Genomic DNA, 23,421 nt, shown 5'->3' on the forward strand with positions numbered 1-23,421 from the left:
GGTTTGCGCTTGATCACTCATTACCCCAGTGCCATTATCTGGCAACTGTTTCGTGTCTAATGTATAACCACTGATCGTTAGTTTGTATACATCCGTCGTAGCGTCGTAGTCGTCCCCAACATTTCCTGTAATGATTTGTGGTGCGTGGATCTCATTTCCATCTGTGTCCACATATTTCACCGTCACGTCCGCAGCTTTTACAGGGTCTTTCGCGTATACATAGGTCACGGTTTGGGCTTGATCACTCATTACTCCAGTACCATTATCTGGCAACTGTTTCGTGTCTAATGTATAACCACTGATCGTTAGTTTGTATACATCTGTCGTAGCGTCGTAGTCGTCCCCAACATTTCCTGTAATGATTTGTGGTGCGTGGATCTCATTTCCATCTGTATCCAGGTATTTCACTGTCACATCCGCCGCTTTCACAGGATCTTTGGTATACACATAGGTCACGGTTTGCGCTTGATCACTCATTACCCCAGTGCCATTATCTGGCAACTGTTTCGTGTCTAATGTATAACCACTGATCGTTAGTTTGTATACATCCGTCGTAGCGTCGTAGTCATCTCCAACATTTCCTGAAATGACTTGTGCTGCATGGATCTCATTTCCATCTGTGTCCACATATTCTACTGTTACATCTGCGGCTGCTTCTTGATGATTGATCGCAAATTGATGCAAATAGGTACCTGAAGAAATCGCGTAGAAGCTAAACCCATCTGGTTGTGCATATGTCCCAGCTGGATTATTCAGACGTGAATTGTATTTCATCGTATGAATACCTTCAAACTCTTCTGGGGTTATATCAGACACAGTGACGCCTTGATCTGTAATAGATAGCTGAGAAGAAGGGAGTTGAACCCCGTTTAAGTCAAAATACGTTTGACTTTGACTATTGGATGTTGAAAAAGGTGGAACATAGCCATCAAAATTTGTTAGTCGATTGGGCATGATCGAAAACGGGACAAAAAATGACTGCGTTGCAGCATCATAATTCAGCTCCTTAGCAGATATCGTAGTCACTCCATCACTTCTTCCTGTATTCTGCCCATAAGCCGCCAGATTTTCTAAGACAGGAAAATTGTTGATAACGGTGAAATCGCTGACCGCACAAAATTGAATCCGTAATTCCTTTAAATTCGGCAATGCAGCCAATGGCGCAATCGTAGTAATATTCATATTCGACTCAAAAGTAAGTGATTCTAAATTCTTCATTTCAAGTATCTTCGGATAGACAGCATCTGTGACATTAGCAGAAGAAAGGTTCAATCGAGTAAGATTGTCCCCAAAATCAGGAACATTGTCATCTGTAACATTCGCTCCCATTAAATAAGCATAGACTAAACTATCTATCTTAGTTAATACCGAAAAATCAGAAATCTGATTGGTTCCATTCATGTAAAAGGAAGACAGGCTTGTGGCATACTCCAAACCGGACAAATCAGCAAGAGCTGAATCAGTCGAATAAATATAGATTGTCTGCATTTTACTGATTTTTTCTTTAGTGATTTCTGATACTTCGATTCCTAATGCCTTCGCCACTATTGACTGTAATGTAGGATCTGGTAACCAACTAGAAACATCCTCAGTATTGGCTTGATTATCAGGCAGCGAATTTGCGAACTGTTGAGCATTTGATGGCAACAAACTTCTAGCTGATTTTTCCTTTGATTTGGCAGAACTTGTATCTGTAATCGATGATTCTTCTGTACCTACTGTTGATGCTGTTGATGTTGTTGATGCTTCACTCTCAGAACTTGATTCCTTTGAATCAGAAGTAACACTTTCAGAGGTAGAAGATTCAGTAACAGTCTCAACTGAATCGTTGCTAGTTTCTTGGGTGGTGTCAGACTGTACAGAGTCGTTTCCCTCCACTGCTAGTACTGTCACTACGGGGGTAGCCAGTGGTGAATTTAATAAGACAAATAAAGATACATAGCTAAATATTTTTCGTTTCATTTTTGATCTCCTTTTTTGCTAATCATTACCTTTTCTTTTTTTAACCATATTCTCATTTTAATAATAATAATCCTAAAATGGAAAATAGTAAAGTTATAACTTAACTAGTGAAATATAGCACGAACGTTACGCACTTTTCACACCCCAATCACGCCATTTCATTTGCTAAAAATTAATAACTACTGTATCTGTAGACCAAAGTATTTCTAGGAATAATGGTAGCAAAAAAAATAGCTGCACCTGCTTTGACTTTGCTTCAAACAAAAATCAGTGTATCTACGCTTACTCTCCCATGACTTTCAAAAAAGCATTGCATCTAAAATTGTAAATTGATCAGCTGAAACAAAGCTGCTTCTTAGCTTCCTCGTCTTTCGATATTGTGGAGCAAGACAATCAATAACAGTTGGCGACAAAAAAAGACCAGCAAGGAATATCCCCAGCTGGATCCACAAATAGATATTTTTTACGTTTTAGCAGTTAGATCTGTTATCGATGCCAACAGACGGAACAAAAAATCCCGTTTATTGGTACAGTGCAGTTTTTTTCTTACCTGCCCATTCTTTGGTTCCATTCTTCTCGCAGCACACCGTATTTTACTGAGTCATAATAGTGTCCTTCCCAATAACGAACTCTACGGATTTGTGCTTCTTTCGTCATGCCCAGTTTTTCCCCAACCTTCATCATCCGGTGATTGCCTGACCAAGTCGTATATCCGATCCGTTGGATGAGTGGTTCTTGTTCAAATAAGAATGTGATCCACAAACGCATCGCATGACTACCGACCCCATGATTCCATAAAGTGGCATCATAGATTGCCACACCAAATTCAAGCCATTGATGCAGATTGCCATCTTCCCAGTATGCAGTGGCGATTCCTACAAGCCTTCCTTGATAATAAATAGCCTTCCGTAATGGATTATTTAAACAATTTTTGCCAAATCCATTTTTGAATTCTTCCCATGTTAGGACAGGGTCCTGAAAATAAGGTCCATCCCACTTTTTCCACTCTAAGTCAGCTTTAGGACCATAACTGATCGACCAAAGAGCAGAAAGGTTTTCTTCGGTGATTGATTTCAATTGTATATGATTTTTCATCTTTCTCCTTTTCAAACATCAAACTGCTGAAAAATAAAACTGAAGCTACTTGTTTTTACCAAACAAACGTTGAAAAAAGCCATTTTTTTCGGACGCTGTTTCTTTGACTACCACTGTACCATCGGTGTCCTTCCACTTTCTCTGAAACGTAAGATTATCTTGTAAAAGTAATCCATTTAACTCGAGGATACCTTTTAACCCAGCAATCGTTCGGCGCAACTCACCGTCTTGTTGACCATAGAAATCCTTCTTCCCAGCATCTTCAAGTTCTTCTAGTTGCTGGATTAACTCTCGAAGTGTTTGAGCCTGATCTCCCAGAATAGCCGACATCTCTTCCACTTGACGTTCTTCTATCGTTGGTGCCGTTTCGTAAATAGTCACTAAAGATAAACTATCGACATAATCCTTTAAGTCAAAAAGAAACGTTTGGCTTGCTTCATCTTCAACCATTGATGTTTTCATTAAATAGTTTTGTAACGCTTCCATTTGTTTTTGCTGAACGAGTAAATCTAACACTAAGGACTCTGTGTCCATCGGTACCACCTCCTAGTAATATTGTCATGTTTTTCCTTTGCTTCGTCAAGAAAAGCTTCGAGAATAATGTTGAAAAACAGACGGGCTGAATAGTAATTGTTTTCTCTACTATATATTACATATCACATACCACTTCTTTTATAGTCAAATTTACTAGTTTCTGCACCACCCTACAGTTAACTCAATTCATTGTATCTCTCAACTACAACAAATATCCCCTCGGCAGCTAAGATACCGAGGGGATTGGTGCATTCATTGCTTAGCCGTTATAAGCATCCACAATGATTTGTTTCAATTCAGAAATCAATGGTTCTTTAGGGTTCGCAGTTGTACATTGGTCTTCGTAAGCCAATTCAGCCATACGATCTACAGTTGCATCCAATACTTCTTGAGTCACGCCTTGTGCTTTCAAGTTCATATCGATACCAACGGATTTACCTAATTCGTAAACCGCAGTTGCTAATGCTTCAACTAGTTCCGCAGTTGTTTCTCCTTTAAGACCTAAGAATTTCGCAATGTCTGCGTAATCTGTGTCAGCACGGAAGAAATCATATTTAGGGAACATCGCATGTTTTTGAGGATCTTTGGCATTGTAACGGATAATATGCGGCAAAAGAATCGCATTGGTACGTCCGTGAGGAATACCATATTCTCCCCCAATTTTGTGAGCAACTGAGTGACAAATACCTAGGAATGCATTGGCGAAGGCCATACCTGCCATTGTTGATGCGTTATGCATTTTTTCGCGAGATTCCATATCCGGTGTTTTCACTGATTTTTCTAAGTAGTCAAAGACTAACTTGATTGCTTGTAAGCTCAACCCACGAGTGTAATCAGATGCCATTACCGACACATAAGATTCAATCGCATGAGTCAATACATCCATACCTGTATCTGCTGTTACAGAAGCAGGAACTGACATGACGAATTGAGGGTCAACGATCGCTACATCTGGTGTTAATGCGTAGTCTGCTAATGGGTATTTCACATGCGTATCGCTATCTGTGATAACCGCAAATGGGGTTACTTCAGAACCTGTACCAGAAGTTGTTGGGATACATACAAATTGAGTTTTTTCTGGTTTGTCGATCTTGTATGTCCGTTTACGGATATCCAAGAATTTTTGTTTTGCGCCAAAGAAAGATGTATCTGGGTGTTCATAGAACATCCACATGCCTTTCGCAGCATCCATTGCTGATCCACCACCAAGAGCGATTACTGTATCTGGTTTGAAATCAACCATCATCTTCGTTCCAGCATAAACGGTATTTGTTGATGGGTTTGGTTCTACATCTGAGAAGACTTCGATCTTCACATCGTTTTTGCGGCGAGCAAGAACTTCGCGAACGGTATCGCAGTAGCCGAATTGAACCATTCCTGGGTCACAAACGATCATGACACGTTCAACATTTTCCATTTTCTCTAAGTATAATAGAGAGTTCTTTTCAAAGAAGATTTTTGGCGGTAATTTAAACCATTGCATATTATTTCTCCGTTTCGCTACAGTTTTAACGTTGATCAAGTTCACAGCAGAAACATTACGAGAAACAGAGTTCTTTCCGTATGAACCACAACCAAGTGTCAATGAAGGGATCATTTCATTGTAGATATTACCGATACCACCTTCAGCAGATGGAGTATTCACCAAGATACGGCAAGCTTTCATGCGTAAGCCAAATGCCAATTGCAAATCTTCATTTTCTGTGTGGATAACCGCTGTATGTCCTAATCCACCTAAATCAAGCATAGCTTCACATTTTTGGAAAGCATCTTCTGTGTTGTTTGCTTTGATCATTGCTAGAACTGGAGAAAGTTTTTCGCGAGATAATGGGTAATCTGCACCCACGCCATCTAGTTCTGCAATCAATAGTTTCGTACCTTCAGGCACCTTGATGCCTGCTAATTTTGCGATCTCCATTGCTGAATGTCCAACAATTGCTGGATTTACAGCATATTTGCCTTCATTCATCACTGCATCTTCAAGTTTTTGCAATTCTTTTGGTTTTACCACGTATACTTGATGAGCTTCAAACTCTGCTTTAACAGCTGCATAGACTTCTTTATCAACGATCACTGCTTGTTCAGAAGCACAGATCATTCCGTTATCAAATGTTTTAGAAACGATCAAATCGTTGACCGCGCGTTTGATTTTTGCTGTTTTTTCGATGTAAGAAGGGACGTTACCTGGACCTACACCTAAGGCTGGTTTTCCTGTTGAGTATGCAGCTTTGACCATGCCTGCACCACCAGTTGCCAATACGATGGCGATTCCTGGGTGATTCATCAATAAGCCTGTTGCTTCGATTGATGGATGTTCGATCCATTGCACACAGTTTTCTGGTGCACCGGCTGCGATTGCTGCATCACGAACGATCCGCGCTGCTTCTGCTGAACATTTTTGAGCAGATGGATGGAAAGCAAACACGATTGGGTTCCGAGTCTTCAATGCGATCATTGCTTTAAAGATCGTTGTTGACGTTGGGTTCGTTGTTGGAGTTACCCCACAGACAACCCCGACTGGTTCAGCAATTTCGATCAACCCTTTTTGTTTGTCTTCATTGATCACGCCAACTGTTTTGTCATGTTTGATGCTATTCCAAATATATTCTGAAGCATACATATTTTTGATTGCTTTATCTTCATAGATTCCGCGACCCGTTTCTTCAACTGCCATTTTTGCAAGCGGCATATGTTTGTCTAAGGCTGCCATAGCCATTTCGTGTACGATATGGTCTACTTTCTCTTGATCAAAGTTTTCCATTTCTTTTAAGGCCACGTTTGCTTTTTTTGCAAGATCATCGATCATTGCTTGTACATCGATCGTCACTTCTTTTTCCAATGTCTTAGCCATTGTAATCCTCCTAGTTCGTTAACAATTTATTTGTTAATTACTTCACATACACATCATACAATAACTCTTTTCGTTTGTAAACAATTTCTGTGATTTTTTTCACAGTTTTTTAAAAATAAGTTAAATCAAGCGTTTTCAACATATCGAGTTATTTTAATCTGATGTTTAAGTGACTCGAGTATCCATGTGCTTTATTGAACAATCTTTGTTTTTATCAAGCTTTTTCCAAGAAAAAGAACCGATATATTTGATTGATTCTCAAATATATCGGTTCTTAGTATGATGGATACTGATTTTGGTTTTGCATTTACATAGATGAACAATAACACTCTATTGTCCAATTTTGAAGGAGCGTATTTCTTCAGAGGTGATTTTTTTCAAAAATTCACTCAATAGAATGATTGTTTGCAAATAATCTTCTTTGTGGATGATTAATCTTGAGGAATGCATATACCTTGTCGGAATCGATACTGTCATTGCAACAACTCCTGTCATTGCTTTATGGATGTTGCAAGCATCTGTCCCTCCAACAGTCATGAAGTCATGCCGATAAGGTAGTTTTTGTCTTACTGCAATCTCTTCCATTTTTGCAAGCAGTTCACTATTACCGATCGTTAGCGAATCCAAAACAGAGAGTACAGGACCTTTTCCCAGTTGCAATCCCCCTTGATCAAAGGGAGTGTCTACAGCGGTAGTGACATCTAACGCAATCGCCAAATCGGGCTTAATGCTGTGGGCAGCTGTACGGGCACCTCGTATACCGACTTCTTCTTGAGTCGTTGCCGCAAAGTAGACATCAACAGCTAGCTCTTCTTTGGCTAAAGCTTTCATGACCTCAATACAGACACCCACACAAACTCGATCATCCCACGCTTTCCCTAGCAAGTAATTCGGATCATTCATTTCACGAAAGACCGTCTTAGGTGTAACCATGTCGCCTACCATTATTCCTAACTGGCGAATATATTCAGCTGACGGAACCCCCATATCTAAATAAAATTCATTAGCTGGGATCACTTTATTCTTTTCTTCTGGCGGCATCCCGTGGGGCGCGCGACTTCCAATGACCCCTGTGTATTTCTTGCCTTCCATCGTTGTGACACGCATTTCCTGTGCGGGCATGACGTGTCCCCACCAGCCGCCTACCGGTAAGAGTTTCAAATAACCTTCCTTGGTGATTTTTCGAACTACGAAACCGACTTCGTCCATGTGGGCTGACAACATCACTTTGGGCGCATTCGCTTTAGAACTCTTTTTTACTAAGATCAATGAACCAAGGTTGTCATAAAAACAGGAATCAACTGCTCCTTCTGCATATTTCTTCACGATTCTGGATATTTCTTTTTCCCGGCCGCCGATACCATCGGCTTCACTTAATTCTTTTAGGATTTCTAAGTCTACAGCTCTCATAGGGATCGTCTCCTAGCGGTTTTCTTCTTTGAATGAAACAATCGCTGCTTCGTCTAAGTCTTTCAGAAAAAGATAGATGGCTTGACCGACTGTTTCATAATCTTCTTGCGAAACAACTTGAGCTGCTGTGTTCATATTTCTTACAGGCATGTTCATAAATAAGACTGGACATCCCGTCCGTAATTTGTTGAACCAAGCACCGTCGGAGTCTTCTAATGAGAAATAATATTGATATGGCAATACTGCCTCTTCACAGATTTTTCTCAATTCTTCCATCGGCAACCGATTTGGCAAAACGGAAGGATCATAATATGTCAATAGAACTCCTTTTGAGAGTTCTCCTTGTACATCGCCAGCATCTTCCTGATAGTCCCAGGCTCGATTTGTATCTAGGATGATCGTTAGGTCTGGTGCAACCAGATTCGCTGCTGTTTGAGCACCTCTGGCACCGACTTGCTCCTGAACCGTACATCCAACATATAGATCAAAAGGGAAGCTGAGTTGATTTTCATAAATTTGACGTAACAAATCAATCGTTTGATTGACAGAAATCCGTCCATTCCAATTTGGAGCGATCCATTCTTTTCCATTTTTGCTGACAGTAAATTTGGGTGCAAATGTCACCATATCTCCCAAAGAAACTTCTTCTGACAATGCTTCCTCTTTTGAAGAAAAACCAAAATCTAGTAAAACGTCCTCTTTTCCCTGAACCTGGTTTGCTTTGTTTCGTCCTAAAATGACGCCTGGGAAGGCTTTCCCTTGTCGATTGTACAGGTGGACTTCCTGTCCCAATAAGCTATTCGGCTCGATTTTCCCCATTATCAGTCCGCGAATCAAGCCGGTTTCTTCGATTTTTTTGACAATAAACCCAAGTTCATCCATATGGGCAGTCACTAAAACAGTGGTTGGATTCTCCTTTTCAGATTTGATGACCCCATAGATCGAACCTAGATTGTCATAGATGATTTCATCGCAGTAAGGTGCATAATACTCTTTCAATAATTTAGAGATTGTTTTTTCTCTTCCGGAAATTCCGGGAGTTTTGACCACTTTTTCGAGCTGATCCATTTGTCCCATCTGCTTTACCACTCCTTAGTAACAATGTTCCTTCACGTAATCCGTTGTATCTTTTTTCTCTGCTTTCAACTGACAAAGAGTCAACATTTCGTTCATTGCTTCTGTTAATCCAGTACCACCCTTTTTTGGCATTTTTACAATATCTACTTGATCTTTAAATCTTGTGATTGCCTCTTGGCATTCAATGGACATCGCCGCAACAGCAGGGATCTGAACCTTCTCTTCGACAACTTTCGCAACTTCAGCAGCCATTTCCCCGTATGTTTCATAATTAAAACATGGACCGCAAAGCAACACATCTGCGCCTAATTTCTGTACCATTGCGGCAATCTTTAAAGAAGATTCCTTCGCATGCTTTCGGTAATAGTCATCACCACAATAAATCGTGGCAAGAACCTCCATATTCTTTTCCTTTAATAACTTTTCGAACATTTTGACAGAACCAATCGCTGTCTTTTGCCCCCCTAATGGCTGATCTCCATGTTCTTTCCCACCAAGTCCGGCTTGAATTTGATCCAGCAAAAAGATTATTTTCATTGTGATCCCCCTTCTATAACAAGTGATCGATGGAAATATCATCAAACGACAATTCCAGTTCTTCACTTTTGGCTTGTTCTGCTTCCCGTTCATCCTTCAGGTATTGCTTGTCTAATGCCATAATGAATGGATAGTAGATCAAACAACCAATGGCTAATAGAATCAATTGCCAGACAGAGGCAACCAGACTTCCTGTACTCAAATACCCTGAGAAGCCGATCGGGGTCGTCCATGGCAATGAAACGCCGGTTGTATAAGGAATGATTCCTAGGTTGGTTACCAATGTTGATAAAAGCAGATTAACCATTGGAACAGCGATAAAAGGAATAATAATGATTGGATTCAATACGACTGGCAAACCAAAGATGATTGGCTCATTGATCCCGAAAATTCCAGGAACGAGCGAAAGTTTCCCTAGTTCTTTGATCCGTTTTGATTTACAGAAGAGGACCATGATGATTACAAGGGAAAGTGTAGAACCACCGCCGCCAAAGTTGGTAAAGAAGTTCGAAAATGGATCCGTGAAGATGTTTGGCAAATCTTTACCAGCTTGAAAGGCATCTAGGTTTTCCATGGTTAGAATTCTTAAGATCGGCGCAAATACAGAATTGGCTACCGCCGGACCATTAATCCCAAAGAACCAAAAAATCGTACAGGCTAAACTATAGACAATCTGTGCGGTTAATGTATTACCGGCTCCTTTTAATGGCATTTGCAAGACATTAAAGATAAAATCATGGACGGTACCAAAAGGGGTCATACCAAATAATATATTGATGACAAAAAATAAGAGCATGACTAGTGCACTTGGAATCAGCGCAGCAAAGGATTTCGTTACAGCAGGTGGAACCCCATCAGGCATCTTGATGGTCCAGCCTCGTTTTGTTGTATAAGCATAAATTTCTACAGAAATAAGTGCGACGAGCAAACCGACAAAAATCCCATTTGTTCCTAAGTGATCAAAAGAAAGCCCGCTAATTGGATCTGCCACTCCTTCAACAATCAGCTTATTTGGTGTTAAAATCAAAAACGCAATCACGGCTACCGCTGCCGCTTGGATGGGATCGGTTTTCTTTTCCCGTCCATAAGCATACGCCGTTCCTAGACATGAAAAGAAGCCAACTGTATTAAAGACAGAACCAGAAACCCGAGTGACCCACGACTCCCAACCTGTACCAAACATTCCTGCCCAAAACTCTGACCACCCTGGTATTGGAAAATTTGCGAACAGTAAGAAAATCGATCCTACAATCACTAATGGTGTCGTGATCAAAAAGCCATCACGCACTGCGATCAAAATTTTGTTCTGCCCTAACTTTACCGCAAGCGGCATCAACACATTTTCTAATTTATCGAACATTCCACTCTTCCTTTCGAGATCTTGCTCTTTGCAATCCTCTTTTTTTGAAATCATACCGGTGCTTTGATGCGTGCTTCATATGCATCAAGCCACTCTTGCGTGATCGGTGTGATCACCGTGGTTTGATCTGGACCAGGATTGGCCATATAAATAGCCGCTTCTTGGTCAGATGTCGCAACGCTAAATGTAAATTCTACATTTGTTGCCACCCCCCATGCCCCATTTTTATCCAATGCTATCAACGAGAAGGCACCTGCTTTGCCATAACGTTTACGTAATCGTTCTTCAAACCCATAAACAGCCCGGTCACAAGCGGCTTGTGGTGAAAGGCCTTCTCCCATCAAGCGGACGATTTCATAAGAAAGACAGCCTTTCATCAAATCTTCACCCAAACCTGTAGCGGCAGCTCCGCCAATCGTACTGTCTACATAAAATCCTGAGCCGGATAATGGTGAATCTCCCACTCGACCCTGTTTTTTCATGAACAAACCAGAGCTAGAGGTTCCGACTGCCATTTGCTGTTGCGTATCGAGAGCAACAACGCCAACCGTGTCATGGCCATCGTAAGGATCGAGGTTGGAAGCAGCGATTTCTGCTAATCGTTTTTCCCAGATTTTTTTTGCCCGCTCGGTCAACATATTCTTACGTTCAAATCCAGCCAACATCGCGTATTCGGTGGCTCCTTGCCCTACTCGAAAGCTATTGAATTTCTCATCACTCAATTGGCGTGCAACTGAGATGGGATTGGCAACATCGGTAATCCCTGCAACGGCACCAATCTTAAATGTTTCACCATCCATAAAAGCGGCATCCATTTCGACGATTCCGCGTTCATTTGGCAATCCGCCATAACCAACTGATTTATAAAATGGATAATCTTCCACTGCTTTGATGGCAGTTTCTACTGCATCTTTGCATGACGCTTGTCCTTCTAAAAGTTCTTTGGCTGCCAGTACACCATCGTGTGCCATTCGCCAAGTTGCAATCATTCCCCACATATCTTTCCCTCCATCATTTGTAGCGCTTACAAGTATATTCTATATGGTATATACTAGTATGTCTATACTAAAAACGAGTTTCTTTCAACTCTCATTGATTTATAAGAAACTCGTTTCGGATTAATTTTTTATTGTTGGGGATTCATCCAGGGCATTCTTATTCTGTTAATGCTTTGATGCTGCGCATGTAGATCTCTAAATTCATTCGTAAGTCAGCACTGTCCATGTACTCATTCTTATTGTGTGCAATCCCTTTTTGACCAGGAAAAGACGGACCAAATGCCAAGATATTCGGCATTTTGCGTGCATAGGTTGCCCCTGTTGTGGTTACTGGTTTAGGGTCATTGCCTGTGACTGTGTGATAAATCGTCGACAGTTTAGCTATTTCGGTTGATTCTTTGTCTCGGCAAAACCCGGGAATACTGCGAATGACTTCTAATTCGACACCGATAGGCAGTTGCCTTTTCAAACGGGACAACACGTCTGTTTCTGTAACAGTCACTGGGTAGCGAAAGGCAACTTCCATCACTAATCCTGTGAGAGACTTTTGTATCACGACAGGCGTCAAAATCAATTTACCAGAATCTTCATCAGCCAGCGCCAAGTCAATCCCTTCTCCAAAATGCTGCTGATGAAAGCTTTGACAGATCCAACGAAAATAAGATTGTATGGTTGGAGGAATAGTTTGTTTCTCAGCCAGTTGGGCTGCCAGGATCGTAATTGCATTTTCTCCCAATTCAGGAGCATTGCTTGGAGAACGTTTCCCTGTGACTTCAAACTTCTGACCGGCAATGCTTACACTCAAGTCGTCAGGAACATGGTCTCGGAATTGATCCCCCTGAAACGAAGTGAGTTGCTGTAGTTCATCGTCTGGCAGCGGAAAATGGAGCGCTACATTGACGACCCCTCGTTCGCCATAGACTACCGGATACTTACAATCTGGTGTAAATCCGAACACAGGTGGTTGTTCTGCGGCCAAATAATGAGGAACATCCGACATACCACTTTCTTCATCCGTACCGAAAATGATCCGCAGATTTTTTTTCGGTTGGTGCCCTAATTCTTTCAATAATTTCATCCCATAAAGGCAACTAATGATTGGTCCTTTGTTGTCTAGAATTCCCCGACCATAAAGGCGGCCGTCTTTTTCGCTTAAATCAAACGGCGGAAAATCCCAGTCTGAACCCGCAGGCACCACATCGAGATGTCCCAGGATACCGATGTAGTCTGACCCTTCTGGTCCCCACTGTGCATAGCCGATCGCATCATCGATCACCTTTGTTTCAAATCCAAAATCGGCACTTTTTTCCATTACCAAAGACAAAACTCGCCGAGTTTCCGTACCATAGGGCGCCTGTGGCATAGGTTCAGATTTGACACTAGGAACTTGCATGACTTGTTTGAGTAAGTTTAGAAAATCCAGCCAGTTTTCCTCAATGGCTGTGCTGATTTGATCCATTTTTGCCACCCCTTATTTTTGACGTACCAATGTATTTTTAAAGGTATATTTATCTGCACGATAAAAAGATGTATCGAACAAGATCGGTTTCGCAGAAGGGGAATAAGTCATCGAATGCACGAGAAGCATTGGTTCCTCTTCGGATACATGCAATAGCTTGGCAATGTCTGGCGGACTTTTGACCGCTTCCACTTCTTGATGGGAATAACCAATCTCAATGTTGGCTTCGATCACTTCATATAAAGAAGACTCTAACTGATCTTTGGTGATTTCGCCGGACTCTTTTTCTAAATAACGCTTCAATACATAGAGGTTCTCCACCGTCATCGGTTCATCATCAAAATAACGCAAGCGAGTCAGATACACCATTGGTTCTTTCCCATAGTTGCCGAACATCTGTCGGATCTTAGTCGGTAATTCTTTCACTGTCTCTACTTGTAAGACTTCGGTTCGGGTCTTTTTCCCTTGGGCTTTGGCCGTTTCGGTGAAGCTTTGCAATCCGCCAGATCCACTCTGGATCTTTGGCTGCTTCATCACATACGTTCCTTTGCCTTTTTCTTTGACTAGGATATTTTGGGTGATCAGAAGATCGATGGCTTTGCGGACAGTTAGCCGACTGCATTGAAATTCTTCCGCTAAATCATAATCAGAAGGCAGCTTCTGACTCGTTACATAAGTGCCATCATTGACACGTTGGGCGATTTTATCTGCTACTTCCTGAAAAACGGCTTGTTTTTTCACTTGATTCCCTACTTTCTACTCTACCATTCATAAAATGGACGATTCGCACTCACACCAGAAGCCACACTAACAAAGGCCTGGTTGTCGACGGATTGAATCATCCCTTCAACTGTCTTTAATTCTTTTTGGGAGATGACTAAAAGCAACAATTTCTTCTGTTGATGATCAAAGCCCCCCTCAACATCATTGATCACTGTGATCCCTCGCTGAAGTGCACATTGTAATGTTGCAATGACACCTTCTGCTTTTTCGGTTACTACTAGTAATTGCACACGCCTTTGCTTGAGATTCACGTAGTCTACCATTCGACCACTGATAAAGAAAGAGATTGCACTATAAAAAGCGTATGGCCAGCCAAAAATCATTCCAGCAACGAGTTGAAGACTGACATTGAAAAAGATAAAGAAACTGCCAATACTTTTGCCGGTCATTCTCTTCACTAAGATCCCTAAAATATCTAATCCTCCTGTGGAAAAATCATCGTTTAAAGTCAGACCAACGGAAAACCCATGGAGCACCCCGCCAAAAACAGCGCAGATGACTGGATCTGTAGTCAATGTGACAACTGGGACCACCTTCATCATAACAGATGAGAGGAAGACAGTACAAACCGTCATAAGCGCGAAATCACGATCGATTTTGCACCATGCAATCGCTAACAATGGCGCGTTAAAAAATAAGACCAACACAGGGATTGACCACTCGATACCAAAGTATACTTCCAAGAGCTGCGACAATAATTGTGAAAGTCCAGTAATTCCACTGGCAAATATATTTCCTGGCAGCCAGAACATATTCAATGCGATGGATGATAACAGTGCATAAATGAGTGCAACAGCTAATCGTTTTATTCTTTTTGGCATAAGCATCTCCTTCCGCTTCGATTATAGTATATATCATTAAGTATATACTGTCATCAAAAAACTTATTTTCTTTAAAGAAACCGCCTTTGCTGATCCATAGTCTTTCTCAGGATCGAGGGGTAAAATTTATCCTGACATGCGGGCTAGAAAAAGAGAGTAAAATACTTGAAAACTGACTAATTTTGACTAAAATAATAATTGGAAAGAAAAATAAAGAAAGGATTGATTATTATGTCACATGAGATTGAACCTCGTCGCTCAGATGCCTATAGTATGACACCTTTTAATTTCTTCGAAGATTTTGGTCGCAGTTTTTTTGATGGTTTTAAAGCGAACATGATCAAAACAGATATTCACGAAAATGATTCGGAATATCTCGTTGAAGCAGAGCTGCCTGGTATTCCTAAAGAAAATATTCAAGTCACTTATGAGAATGGTATTTTGACGATTGCTGGTCAACATCAATCGGATACTACGACTGAAGATAAAAAAGGAAAACTAGTACGCAGCGAGCGTAGTTTAACAAGTGTTCGTCGCCAATATTTGCTAGAAAATGTCAAAGAAGACGACATCAAAGCTTCTTATTCTGAAGGTATTCTTAAATTGACTTTGCCAAAAGATGATCATGGCAAAGAACCTAAGAAAACCATTCCGATCGAGTAGCAGCATCACTTTTACCAAACAAACAGCCCCCTTAACAGAAATGCTTGTTAAGGGGGCTATTAATGTAGAAAAAGACTTATTCTCCATGCTTTGCTTGCTGATTTTTTTGCTCTCGCTAAAGAACAAGCGAAAATCTGGACAAACGCCACTCTATAAAAAAGAGGCTGGGAAGAGGTGCTAAACTCCTAGAAATAAGAAGGAATACGCGGAAATTGCTTCTCAAATTTTGGGGTATTTCGACTTGTTTCCGAAGGAGTTGCTTCTGCTCCCACCATCTAGACGTGTTTAGAGCGTGGGACAAAAGTTTTTTTACTTTTGTCCCACGCTCTAGTCCTAGCTGTCTTTATCAGACGGATCGAAAAAAATTATTCTTTTGTATCGTCTGCTTTTGTTTCATCAACAACATCAGCTGGTTCGATTTCAGTTGCAACAGATGCACCAGTACCAGGTGTCACGGTACGAATCGCTGCCCAATCGAACTCTAAGAAAATACCTTCACAGTCGATGACAACTGTACTCTTGTCTGTATTTACTTCAGAAAGAACGCCATGAAGTCCGCCAATTGTTACTACGCGATCTCCAGCCTTCATATTTTCCAATAAGTTTTTTCGTTCTTGCTGTTGTTTCTTTTGTGAACGGCTCATGAAGAACCACATTGCCACCAAAGCAACAAGCATAAAGAGCATTGGTAAAGATTGTGCCATTTTTTTCACCTCGATTTTTTTACTTTTCTATAGATACTTTATCAGAATCTGACGTGTATTCCTACCGTTTTACCAGAATAAATTAGAAATTTTTGGCATTTTCTTTATTGAAGCCATATTCTTCGAAGAAATGTTGCCGGAATTCCAGCAAGTTGTCATCCATGATCGCTTGACGGACTTGTTTCATCAAATTCAACAAGAAATAAACATTGTGATAAGAAGTTAATCGGATCCCGAATGTTTCATCACATTTGATCAAATGACGAATATACGCCCGTGAATAATTCTTACAAGTATAACAATCACAGTTTTCATCAATTGGTCGGAAATCTCGGGCAAATTGGGCATTCTTCACGACTAAACGACCTTTAGACGTCATACATGTTCCGTTACGGGCGATTCGAGTCGGCAATACGCAGTCAAACATATCGACCCCGCGAATAACGCCGTCGATCAGAGAATCTGCGGCTCCTACCCCCATCAGATAGCGAGGTTTGTGGTCAGGGATCCATGGTGTGGTAAATTCCAAGACGCGATTCATTTCAGCTTTTGGCTCGCCTACTGACAAACCGCCAATCGAATAACCAGGAAAGTCCATGCTGATCAAATCTTGCGCACTTTGTTTCCGTAAATCTTCAAAACCGGCCCCTTGAATGATCCCGAACAGGCCTTGAGAATCTGGATTGGCATGAGCTTTCAATCCGCGTTCTGCCCAGCGAGAAGTCCGCTCTACTGATTTTTTGACATACTCATAGCTTTCATCGAATGGCGGACATTCATCAAAACTCATCATGATATCCGAACCTAGTTTGTTTTGGATATCGATAGCTTTTTCTGGTGAAAGGAACATTTTTGAACCGTTTAGATGGTTCTTGAAATGGACACCTTCTTCAACGATATTTCGCATATCTGCTAGTGAGAAGACTTGGAAGCCACCAGAATCGGTTAGAATCGGCTGATCCCAATTCATAAACTTATGCAGCCCACCTGCTTCGGCCACTAGATCTTCTCCTGGTCGCAGCCATAAGTGATATGTATTACTTAAAATGACACCAGCGCCCATGGCTTTCAGTTCTTCCGGTGCAAGGGTCTTAACAGTAGCTAAAGTTCCTACAGGCATAAACATTGGCGTTGGAAAAGTGCCATGCGGTGTGATCAATTCACCTAAACGGGCACCTGTATGTTTCTCTTTCTTGATCAGACGATAACGAATGGCAGGTTGCGACATTCATTTCCCTACTTTCTTTATAGACTCGATTAACTGTGCAACGCTATTAATGATAAGGGTTGCGTTAGGAATTTGCAAGAAGGTTTCAGCTTCTCTTCCTCTTTTTCAAAAAAACTTTCCTTTCTTTGCTTTATTTTTTGTACAATCCATGCTCATTTGCTATCATGTTAAACAGATAGAAAGGAGGTTTTTTTATGAAAACTAGAGGACAACTAAAAAGTGAAGCCAAATCCGTTCTGAATGGACGCTGGAAAGATAGCGTATTGATGTGCTTGGTCCCTACGTTGATCTCTATTGCTTTTGCTGTTGTGATCGTAGTGATTGTTGTGTTGCCTTTAATGGCATTAAGTCAAAATGGCGCCTTTGATAGTCAATCCATCAATGAAGCGTCGAACTCAACTGGCGGTAGTGGCGGTGGCTTGATCAGCGGATTATTCTCAGCGTTGTTTGGTGCCGGAATTTCTTGGACATTCCTTGATTTGTTACGCGGCAATAAACAAGAGATTCGTCCATTTTCTGATGTCTTTCGTGGATTTAGCGGTGTATTCGCACTTGGTATCATTGTCATCTATATTTTATCAACGATTTTCGTTAGTTTATGGGCATTATTATTTGTGATTCCAGGAATCATCAAATCCTATTCCTACTCACAAGCATACTTCATCTACTATGATACCTATGAGCAAACAGGTACACGGCCAGATTTTCTTGCTTGCATCACGGCTAGCCGCCGATTGATGAAAGGGTATAAAGGAAAACTGTTCTTACTTGATTTGAGTTTTATTGGCTGGCACATTCTAGCCATTATCACAGCTGGTATCGGGTATCTTTGGTTGACACCTTATATCAGTGCTACCAAAGCAGCCTTTTATGAAAACTTGCCAAAACAGACATTAGCTTAAAAAAAGGACCTTACTTTGACATATCAAAGTAAGGTCCTTTTTTGATAGAATGAAAAATTGTTCTCAACGCAATGTTTCTTCCGTTAATTGACACGTTTTGCTTCCACAGCATCTTTGACTGAATTTGCAACGATTTTGGCTACTCCTTCTTGGAAAGCATCCGGAATAATGTTTGTTGGTGACAGCTCCTCGTCTGGAATCAAGCTAGCAATTCCTTTTGCTGCGGCAATCTGCATCTCAACCGTGATTTTGCGGGCTTGAGCATCTAAAGCTCCACGGAAAATACCAGGAAAAGCCAACACATTGTTGATTTGGTTAGGAAAATCACTGCGTCCAGTACCAACGATATAGGCACCTCCTGCTAAGGCTTCGTCTGGGAAGATTTCCGGTACTGGATTAGCCATAGCAAAAATCACAGGCTTATCTCCCATCTCAGCGATCCATTCCTTCTTCAGTGCTCCTGGAGCAGAAACACCAATGAAGATATCGGCACCTTTCAATGCTGTCTGCAAATCACCAGAAAGATGGTCACGGTTTGTCACTTTAGCAATCTCTGCGTGATGAGGTGGTAAATGATCATTTTCTTCATTCAAGATCCCCACCTTGTCTACGACAATGACATTTTTTGCACCAGCTGCCAAAAACTTACGAGTAATAGAAAGCCCAGCAGAACCACCGCCATTGACAACGATTTTGGCTTCTGCTAGTGATTTGCCAATCAATTTCAGGCTGTTGAAAGCAGCCGCTAAGACAACTATTGCCGTCCCATGCTGGTCATCGTGGAAAATCGGGATCGCACACTCTTCGATCAGCCGCTGTTCGATTTCGAAGCAACGCGGCGCACTGATATCTTCTAAGTTGATTCCACCAAAGGTCGGTGCAATTGCTTTGACGATCGCAATGATCTCTTCTGTCTCTTGAGTATCTAAAACGATAGGAATAGCATCTACATCTGCAAATCGCTTGAACAAAGCGGCTTTCCCTTCCATGACCGGCATTGCTGCTTCTGCTCCAATATTACCAAGACCTAACACAGCAGAACCATCGCTTACAACAGCGACTGTGTTTTTCTTTGTTGTCAATGAATAGGCCAGCTGTTTATCTTCTGCGATCGCGGAAGATACGGCAGCGACACCCGGAGTGTAGGCAATGCTTAAGTCTCTTCGATTTTCAATCGCCACTTTTGATACTACTTCCAATTTACCGCCATGTTCTTTGGCTTGTCGCAAAGCGATTTCTTTTACATCTTCTGACATGATTCGTTCCTCCAATAGTTGATCGTTTTTTCTATTTTTTATTAAAAAATCATTCGCAAGATTGCGGTCATGGCAATCACTGTGATGGCGCCGCCTAAACGGGTAGCTACTTGGGCAAAAGGCATCAAGTTCATACGGTCAGCGGTACTTAAGATCGCTACGTCTCCTGTGCCTCCCATACCGCTTTGACAAGCAGAAATAATTGCGGCTTCGATGGGATACATGTTCATGAAACGTGATACGACGAACCCGGTGGCAATTACCGTGAACACTACACTGATGACGACTAAGAAATAAGAGACACTCAGTGTTCCCACAACGTCTTTCAATGGAATATACAACAATCCTAAACCAGCCATCAATGGGAAAGTAAAGTTGCCGGAAATAAATTTATACAATTGTTTGGAGCCATGTTGTGTTTCTGCCGGCACCACATTCAAGTATTTCAAAAAAGCGGCTAAGACAATCATCAATACAGGACCAGGAAACCCAGTCAAATGCTGCAGTAAACTACCAGCAATGAACAGTGTACAAGCGGTCAGCACACCAGCGCCCATTTTCTTGATATCAAAAGCGCCGGAATCATCTTTTAACGCATCTGCCATGTCATCATCATTTTTCATTTTGACCAATTGTCCACCCCCAGAAAGATCTGGTCGTTTTTCTCCCCAGCGAGAGAGCAATGCGGTACACATGATCGCGAAGAAATTACCAATGATCGTTGCTGGAATCAGTTGTGCGACCAGCTGTTCACTCCCCATACCAGTAATGGCACTGTAGCCTAGTGATAAAGGCAAAATTCCTTCACCGATCCCGCCAGCTAACACTGGAGTAACGATGAAAAACAACGTATGTTGCCATTCTAAACCTAATAATACACCAACTAGCGTGCCAACACCCATGGCGCAGATCATCCCGATCATCATGGGAATAATCATCCGCATCAAACCTTGGACTAAGATTTTGCGATTCATCCCTAAAATACTGCCGCAAACTAAACAAGCAATATAAAAATATAAGAAGTTGGCTTGCTTCATCAAAATATCGGCAGACTCAAGAATATTCGGATTGACTAAGTTGAAGAAAACCAAAATAGATGGAACCAATAAAGATAAAATTGCCGGACCACCGAAATTCTTGATAAAAGGAATAGTGGCACCAATCGTTCCTAATAACCACCCTAAAGTCAAAATGACCGCAAAACCACCTAGCATATTTACGGGTAATTGTTGTAACAGACCCGTGACTACGATGACTGTTGATAAAACAATGTATACTGGCAGCGGAACTGATCCAATTTTGATTTTCATCCACCGATCAATTAGCTTCTCTTCTTTTGCTTTAGATTCAACCTGTTCTCTCGCCACATGGGGTTCGATATGCTTTTCCATTTTGCTTTCCTCCTAAATTGATCTACTAGTTCTACGAGTACCTCGTTACACACAGATTAAAGCAAGCGTTTTCTTTTTCGTAGTTTATTTAATTATTTTAAGTATTTAAATTAATTAAAGCGTCTTTAGGGATTCCGCCGCTATGTTATAATTTACGAATAAAGGGGGAAATGTAGTGAAAAAAGGGTTACGGTTATGGGGGGTATTGACTTTAGTCTTTACAATCGTCTTACTCATTGTCACTTCCATTCTTTATGGTTTAGTCCTTATTCAAAATTCCACATTTATTCGCTCCAACGAAGAACACCTGCTCTTGTCCGTCGGTAAACAGCTGGCGATCGATCCACAAGTGACTACCGCTTTGGAAGAAGGACGTTCCAACGATCAATTGGAAGCTTACACAAATGAAGTGACACACATACACGGGTTGGATTTCGTGGTAGTTATGGATATGCAAGCCATTCGTTTGACTCATCCGGATGAGACCCAAATCGGCAAACACTTCGAAGGCGGTGATGAAGTCACTGCATTGGAAGGAAAAGAACATGTTTCTGTCAGTGAAGGAACATTGGGTCGCTCGTTGCGGGGATTCGTTCCCGTCTATTCCCTCACTGAATCGCAAAAACAAATCGGTGTAGTAGCTTTAGGGATCCGTATGCAGTCCTTGAGTGCTTTAGTAAAGAGTTCTCGGGAAGGGTATCTACTTGCCTTAGCATTAAGTATCACAATCGCCGCCTTTGCAGCAACTGGACTTGCCTATTATTTGAAACGGCAACTTCATAATTTAGAACCAAAAGAAATCTCACGTCTCTTTGAAGAACGCAATGCCATGTTGGAAGAAACTAAAGATGCGGTCATTGTATTGGATTTGAACCAACAAATCAATTTGGCAAATATCGCCGCCAACGAGCTTTACCAAAAGAACAGTGGACACAATGACTCCTTGGTCGGCAAACATTTGCAGGATTTGATCTTGCAGACCGATGCTGTAGACTTGGAGCGAAATGTTGAACAGCTCTATCGGCAAAATGGACAGGATTTTCTTTTTTCCTCTGCACCGATCAATGTGGATCAGAAACGGATCGGTTGGATCGTGTTTTTGCGCAATGCGACAGAATCGTTATTCGTCATGGATCAGTTAGCCAATACTACTGCTTACGCCAGTGCGCTGCAGTCTCAGTCCCATGAGTTTATGAATAAACTGCATGTGATCTATGGGCTCGCTGATTTAAAAGCCTATGATGAATTGAAAATTTATCTGGATGATATTTTGACTCCAGAAAAAGAGTTCTCTCATCGCTTGTCTTTTTTAGTTCAGAATCCGCAAGTTGCTGGATTTTTGATTGGCGAACGTCAAAAGTTCTTTGAGCGTAAAATCCACTTGATGATCGAGATTTCACCAGAAATTCCCGCCAATTCGCAAGAAGTTGAAACAAAATCGTTGATCGATCTTTACCGGTATATTCATCATGTTTTGTTGCAACTAATCACCATAGAAGATTTGCGGATCGAGATCCATCATGAAACAGGCCTGCTGACAACGACCTATACCATTCAGCTGACCACAACGGATCAGCAGCAATTGCAGGATAGTTTTCACAGCAACTATTTCCAACAAATGTTAAAAGATTACCAGGCAGAGTTTTTGATAGAAGAACAACCTAACTTTGTCGTTCTCCAATTACAAACGCATTATCATGGGGTGATAAAATGAAACCATTACATGGATTAATTGTCGAAGATGACCCAATGGTGGAATTTATCCATCGGAATTATTTAGAAAAAATCGGCAGATTTCAAGAAATCTATTCGGCAGATGCTGTGACAGATGCTGAATACTTACTACAAAACAAACAAGTTGATTTAGTGCTGCTAGATGTCCATTTGAAAAATGGCAACGGCTTAGACTTGCTCAAAGAGATCCGGAACTCTCAGCAAGCCATCGAAGTGATCTTGATCACAGCAGCCAATGAGACACAAACTATTCAGCATGGACTACATTTAGGTGTTCTGGACTATCTCGTCAAGCCATTTACCTATGAACGTTTCCGGCAAAGCATCGAACTATTTCTAAAACGGCAAGAAGCTTTGGAACAAGACAGTCTTGCCCAAGAAACCATTGATCAAATAATGGTTGCAAAGAAGAGTCCCGAGCCATCCCTTACAGAACTGGATAAAGGACTCTCTCCTGATACCATGGATCGCATCAAAGCGGCTATCCAAACATTTCCAGACACTTTTACAATCCCAGATTTGGTAGAGGTCAGCGGATTTTCTCATGTCTCAGTCCGTAAATACATGCTTTACTTAGAAAAAAATAACTATGTTACCAGTCAGATTATCTATACCAAAATCGGACGCCCTTATAAAGTTTACCAACGATCCTAACA

At 41.3% G+C, this 23,421-nt stretch carries 20 protein-coding genes; 4 read left to right on the plus strand and 16 right to left on the minus strand.

Going from position 1 to position 23,421, the window contains the following annotated elements; translation table 11 throughout:
- The 12 genes from ACTFWY_RS14400 to ACTFWY_RS14455 all read right to left on the minus strand — a co-directional run.
- Positions 1–1,962: MucBP domain-containing protein (locus tag ACTFWY_RS14400; protein ID WP_439939954.1), on the minus strand; the 1,962-nt coding region annotated here is incomplete at its 3' end.
- Between the two features lie 546 nt (positions 1,963–2,508).
- On the minus strand, positions 2,509–3,057 hold the full coding sequence (locus ACTFWY_RS14405) for a GNAT family N-acetyltransferase (protein ID WP_081131887.1): 549 nt from the start codon (positions 3,055–3,057) through the stop codon (positions 2,509–2,511).
- A 45-nt stretch (positions 3,058–3,102) separates the two neighbouring features.
- Positions 3,103–3,591 carry a hypothetical protein gene (locus ACTFWY_RS14410; protein WP_242387740.1) on the minus strand — a complete coding sequence of 163 codons (489 nt, stop codon included), beginning with the start codon at positions 3,589–3,591 and terminating at the stop codon, positions 3,103–3,105.
- A 259-nt stretch (positions 3,592–3,850) separates the two neighbouring features.
- Entirely contained in the window at positions 3,851–6,442 is a 2,592-nt protein-coding gene (gene adhE, locus ACTFWY_RS14415; protein ID WP_005470221.1) for a bifunctional acetaldehyde-CoA/alcohol dehydrogenase, read from the minus strand.
- Positions 6,443–6,772: 330 nt separating this feature from the next.
- The gene (locus ACTFWY_RS14420; protein WP_081131884.1) at positions 6,773–7,852 is read right to left on the minus strand and encodes a M42 family metallopeptidase; all 1,080 of its coding nucleotides are present in this window, start codon (positions 7,850–7,852) and stop codon (positions 6,773–6,775) included.
- Between the two features lie 12 nt (positions 7,853–7,864).
- Positions 7,865–8,929, minus strand: coding sequence for a M42 family metallopeptidase (locus ACTFWY_RS14425; protein WP_439926887.1), 1,065 nt, complete (start codon positions 8,927–8,929; stop codon positions 7,865–7,867).
- A 15-nt stretch (positions 8,930–8,944) separates the two neighbouring features.
- Positions 8,945–9,466, minus strand: coding sequence for a GrdB-related putative oxidoreductase (locus ACTFWY_RS14430; RefSeq protein ID WP_003128281.1), 522 nt, complete (start codon positions 9,464–9,466; stop codon positions 8,945–8,947).
- 13 nt (positions 9,467–9,479) lie between these two features.
- The gene (locus ACTFWY_RS14435; RefSeq protein ID WP_103301080.1) at positions 9,480–10,826 is read right to left on the minus strand and encodes a PTS sugar transporter subunit IIC; all 1,347 of its coding nucleotides are present in this window, start codon (positions 10,824–10,826) and stop codon (positions 9,480–9,482) included.
- A 50-nt stretch (positions 10,827–10,876) separates the two neighbouring features.
- The gene (locus ACTFWY_RS14440; protein WP_439926886.1) at positions 10,877–11,824 is read right to left on the minus strand and encodes a N(4)-(beta-N-acetylglucosaminyl)-L-asparaginase; all 948 of its coding nucleotides are present in this window, start codon (positions 11,822–11,824) and stop codon (positions 10,877–10,879) included.
- Between the two features lie 157 nt (positions 11,825–11,981).
- On the minus strand, positions 11,982–13,283 hold the full coding sequence (locus ACTFWY_RS14445; RefSeq protein ID WP_439926885.1) for a Sapep family Mn(2+)-dependent dipeptidase: 1,302 nt from the start codon (positions 13,281–13,283) through the stop codon (positions 11,982–11,984).
- Between the two features lie 12 nt (positions 13,284–13,295).
- Complete coding sequence (locus ACTFWY_RS14450; protein ID WP_003128274.1) at positions 13,296–14,024, minus strand: GntR family transcriptional regulator, LSA1692 subfamily; 729 nt, start codon at positions 14,022–14,024, stop codon at positions 13,296–13,298.
- 20 nt (positions 14,025–14,044) lie between these two features.
- Positions 14,045–14,887, minus strand: a complete 843-nt coding sequence (locus ACTFWY_RS14455) for a YitT family protein (RefSeq protein ID WP_103301078.1) — start codon at positions 14,885–14,887, stop codon at positions 14,045–14,047.
- A gap of 231 nt (positions 14,888–15,118) precedes the next feature.
- On the opposite strand from ACTFWY_RS14455, the gene ACTFWY_RS14460 reads away from it, so the two are divergent.
- Complete coding sequence (locus ACTFWY_RS14460) at positions 15,119–15,550, plus strand: Hsp20/alpha crystallin family protein (protein ID WP_003128269.1); 432 nt, start codon at positions 15,119–15,121, stop codon at positions 15,548–15,550.
- A gap of 365 nt (positions 15,551–15,915) precedes the next feature.
- Here ACTFWY_RS14460 and yajC read toward each other — a convergent pair whose 3' ends face one another.
- Positions 15,916–16,254 (minus strand): preprotein translocase subunit YajC, encoded by a 339-nt coding sequence (yajC, locus tag ACTFWY_RS14465; RefSeq protein WP_439926883.1) that lies wholly within the window; start codon positions 16,252–16,254, stop codon positions 15,916–15,918.
- 82 nt (positions 16,255–16,336) lie between these two features.
- Positions 16,337–17,482 carry a tRNA guanosine(34) transglycosylase Tgt gene (gene tgt / locus ACTFWY_RS14470; protein ID WP_005470211.1) on the minus strand — a complete coding sequence of 382 codons (1,146 nt, stop codon included), beginning with the start codon at positions 17,480–17,482 and terminating at the stop codon, positions 16,337–16,339.
- Positions 17,483–17,676: 194 nt separating this feature from the next.
- On the opposite strand from tgt, the gene ACTFWY_RS14475 reads away from it, so the two are divergent.
- Complete coding sequence (locus tag ACTFWY_RS14475) at positions 17,677–18,384, plus strand: DUF975 family protein (protein WP_003128265.1); 708 nt, start codon at positions 17,677–17,679, stop codon at positions 18,382–18,384.
- 83 nt (positions 18,385–18,467) lie between these two features.
- Here the strand turns inward: ACTFWY_RS14475 and ACTFWY_RS14480 are convergent, their stop codons facing one another.
- Positions 18,468–19,643, minus strand: coding sequence for an NAD(P)-dependent malic enzyme (locus ACTFWY_RS14480; protein WP_439926890.1), 1,176 nt, complete (start codon positions 19,641–19,643; stop codon positions 18,468–18,470).
- A gap of 38 nt (positions 19,644–19,681) precedes the next feature.
- Positions 19,682–20,950 carry a 2-hydroxycarboxylate transporter family protein gene (locus ACTFWY_RS14485; protein ID WP_225585976.1) on the minus strand — a complete coding sequence of 423 codons (1,269 nt, stop codon included), beginning with the start codon at positions 20,948–20,950 and terminating at the stop codon, positions 19,682–19,684.
- A gap of 256 nt (positions 20,951–21,206) precedes the next feature.
- On the opposite strand from ACTFWY_RS14485, the gene ACTFWY_RS14490 reads away from it, so the two are divergent.
- Together ACTFWY_RS14490 and ACTFWY_RS14495 are read left to right on the plus strand one after the other, a co-directional pair.
- Complete coding sequence (locus tag ACTFWY_RS14490; RefSeq protein WP_257601743.1) at positions 21,207–22,745, plus strand: Spo0B domain-containing protein; 1,539 nt, start codon at positions 21,207–21,209, stop codon at positions 22,743–22,745.
- Entirely contained in the window at positions 22,742–23,419 is a 678-nt protein-coding gene (locus tag ACTFWY_RS14495) for a response regulator (RefSeq protein WP_081131875.1), read from the plus strand. The genes ACTFWY_RS14490 and ACTFWY_RS14495 overlap by 4 nt, the downstream gene beginning before the upstream one ends.
- Positions 23,420–23,421: the final 2 nt, after the last annotated feature.

It is taken from the genome of Enterococcus sp. 125944, from assembly GCF_051909435.1.
GTDB classification, from domain to species: Bacteria; Bacillota; Bacilli; order Lactobacillales; family Enterococcaceae; genus Enterococcus_D; species Enterococcus_D gallinarum.

What these genes read in the sequence shown, in the direction of transcription:
- ACTFWY_RS14405 (WP_081131887.1), bottom strand. Translation starts at nt 3,057, where the DNA reads ATGAAAAATCATATACAATTGAAATCAATCACCGAAGAAAACCTTTCT.
- ACTFWY_RS14410 (WP_242387740.1), bottom strand. Translation starts at nt 3,591, where the DNA reads ATGGACACAGAGTCCTTAGTGTTAGATTTACTCGTTCAGCAAAAACAA.
- adhE (WP_005470221.1), bottom strand. Translation starts at nt 6,442, where the DNA reads ATGGCTAAGACATTGGAAAAAGAAGTGACGATCGATGTACAAGCAATG.
- ACTFWY_RS14420 (WP_081131884.1), bottom strand. Translation starts at nt 7,852, where the DNA reads ATGAGAGCTGTAGACTTAGAAATCCTAAAAGAATTAAGTGAAGCCGAT.
- ACTFWY_RS14425 (WP_439926887.1), bottom strand. Translation starts at nt 8,929, where the DNA reads ATGGGACAAATGGATCAGCTCGAAAAAGTGGTCAAAACTCCCGGAATT.
- ACTFWY_RS14430 (WP_003128281.1), bottom strand. Translation starts at nt 9,466, where the DNA reads ATGAAAATAATCTTTTTGCTGGATCAAATTCAAGCCGGACTTGGTGGG.
- ACTFWY_RS14435 (WP_103301080.1), bottom strand. Translation starts at nt 10,826, where the DNA reads ATGTTCGATAAATTAGAAAATGTGTTGATGCCGCTTGCGGTAAAGTTA.
- ACTFWY_RS14440 (WP_439926886.1), bottom strand. Translation starts at nt 11,824, where the DNA reads ATGTGGGGAATGATTGCAACTTGGCGAATGGCACACGATGGTGTACTG.
- ACTFWY_RS14445 (WP_439926885.1), bottom strand. Translation starts at nt 13,283, where the DNA reads ATGGATCAAATCAGCACAGCCATTGAGGAAAACTGGCTGGATTTTCTA.
- ACTFWY_RS14455 (WP_103301078.1), bottom strand. Translation starts at nt 14,887, where the DNA reads ATGCCAAAAAGAATAAAACGATTAGCTGTTGCACTCATTTATGCACTG.
- ACTFWY_RS14460 (WP_003128269.1), top strand. Translation starts at nt 15,119, where the DNA reads ATGTCACATGAGATTGAACCTCGTCGCTCAGATGCCTATAGTATGACA.
- yajC (WP_439926883.1), bottom strand. Translation starts at nt 16,254, where the DNA reads ATGGCACAATCTTTACCAATGCTCTTTATGCTTGTTGCTTTGGTGGCA.
- tgt (WP_005470211.1), bottom strand. Translation starts at nt 17,482, where the DNA reads ATGTCGCAACCTGCCATTCGTTATCGTCTGATCAAGAAAGAGAAACAT.
- ACTFWY_RS14475 (WP_003128265.1), top strand. Translation starts at nt 17,677, where the DNA reads ATGAAAACTAGAGGACAACTAAAAAGTGAAGCCAAATCCGTTCTGAAT.
- ACTFWY_RS14485 (WP_225585976.1), bottom strand. Translation starts at nt 20,950, where the DNA reads ATGAAAATCAAAATTGGATCAGTTCCGCTGCCAGTATACATTGTTTTA.
- ACTFWY_RS14495 (WP_081131875.1), top strand. Translation starts at nt 22,742, where the DNA reads ATGAAACCATTACATGGATTAATTGTCGAAGATGACCCAATGGTGGAA.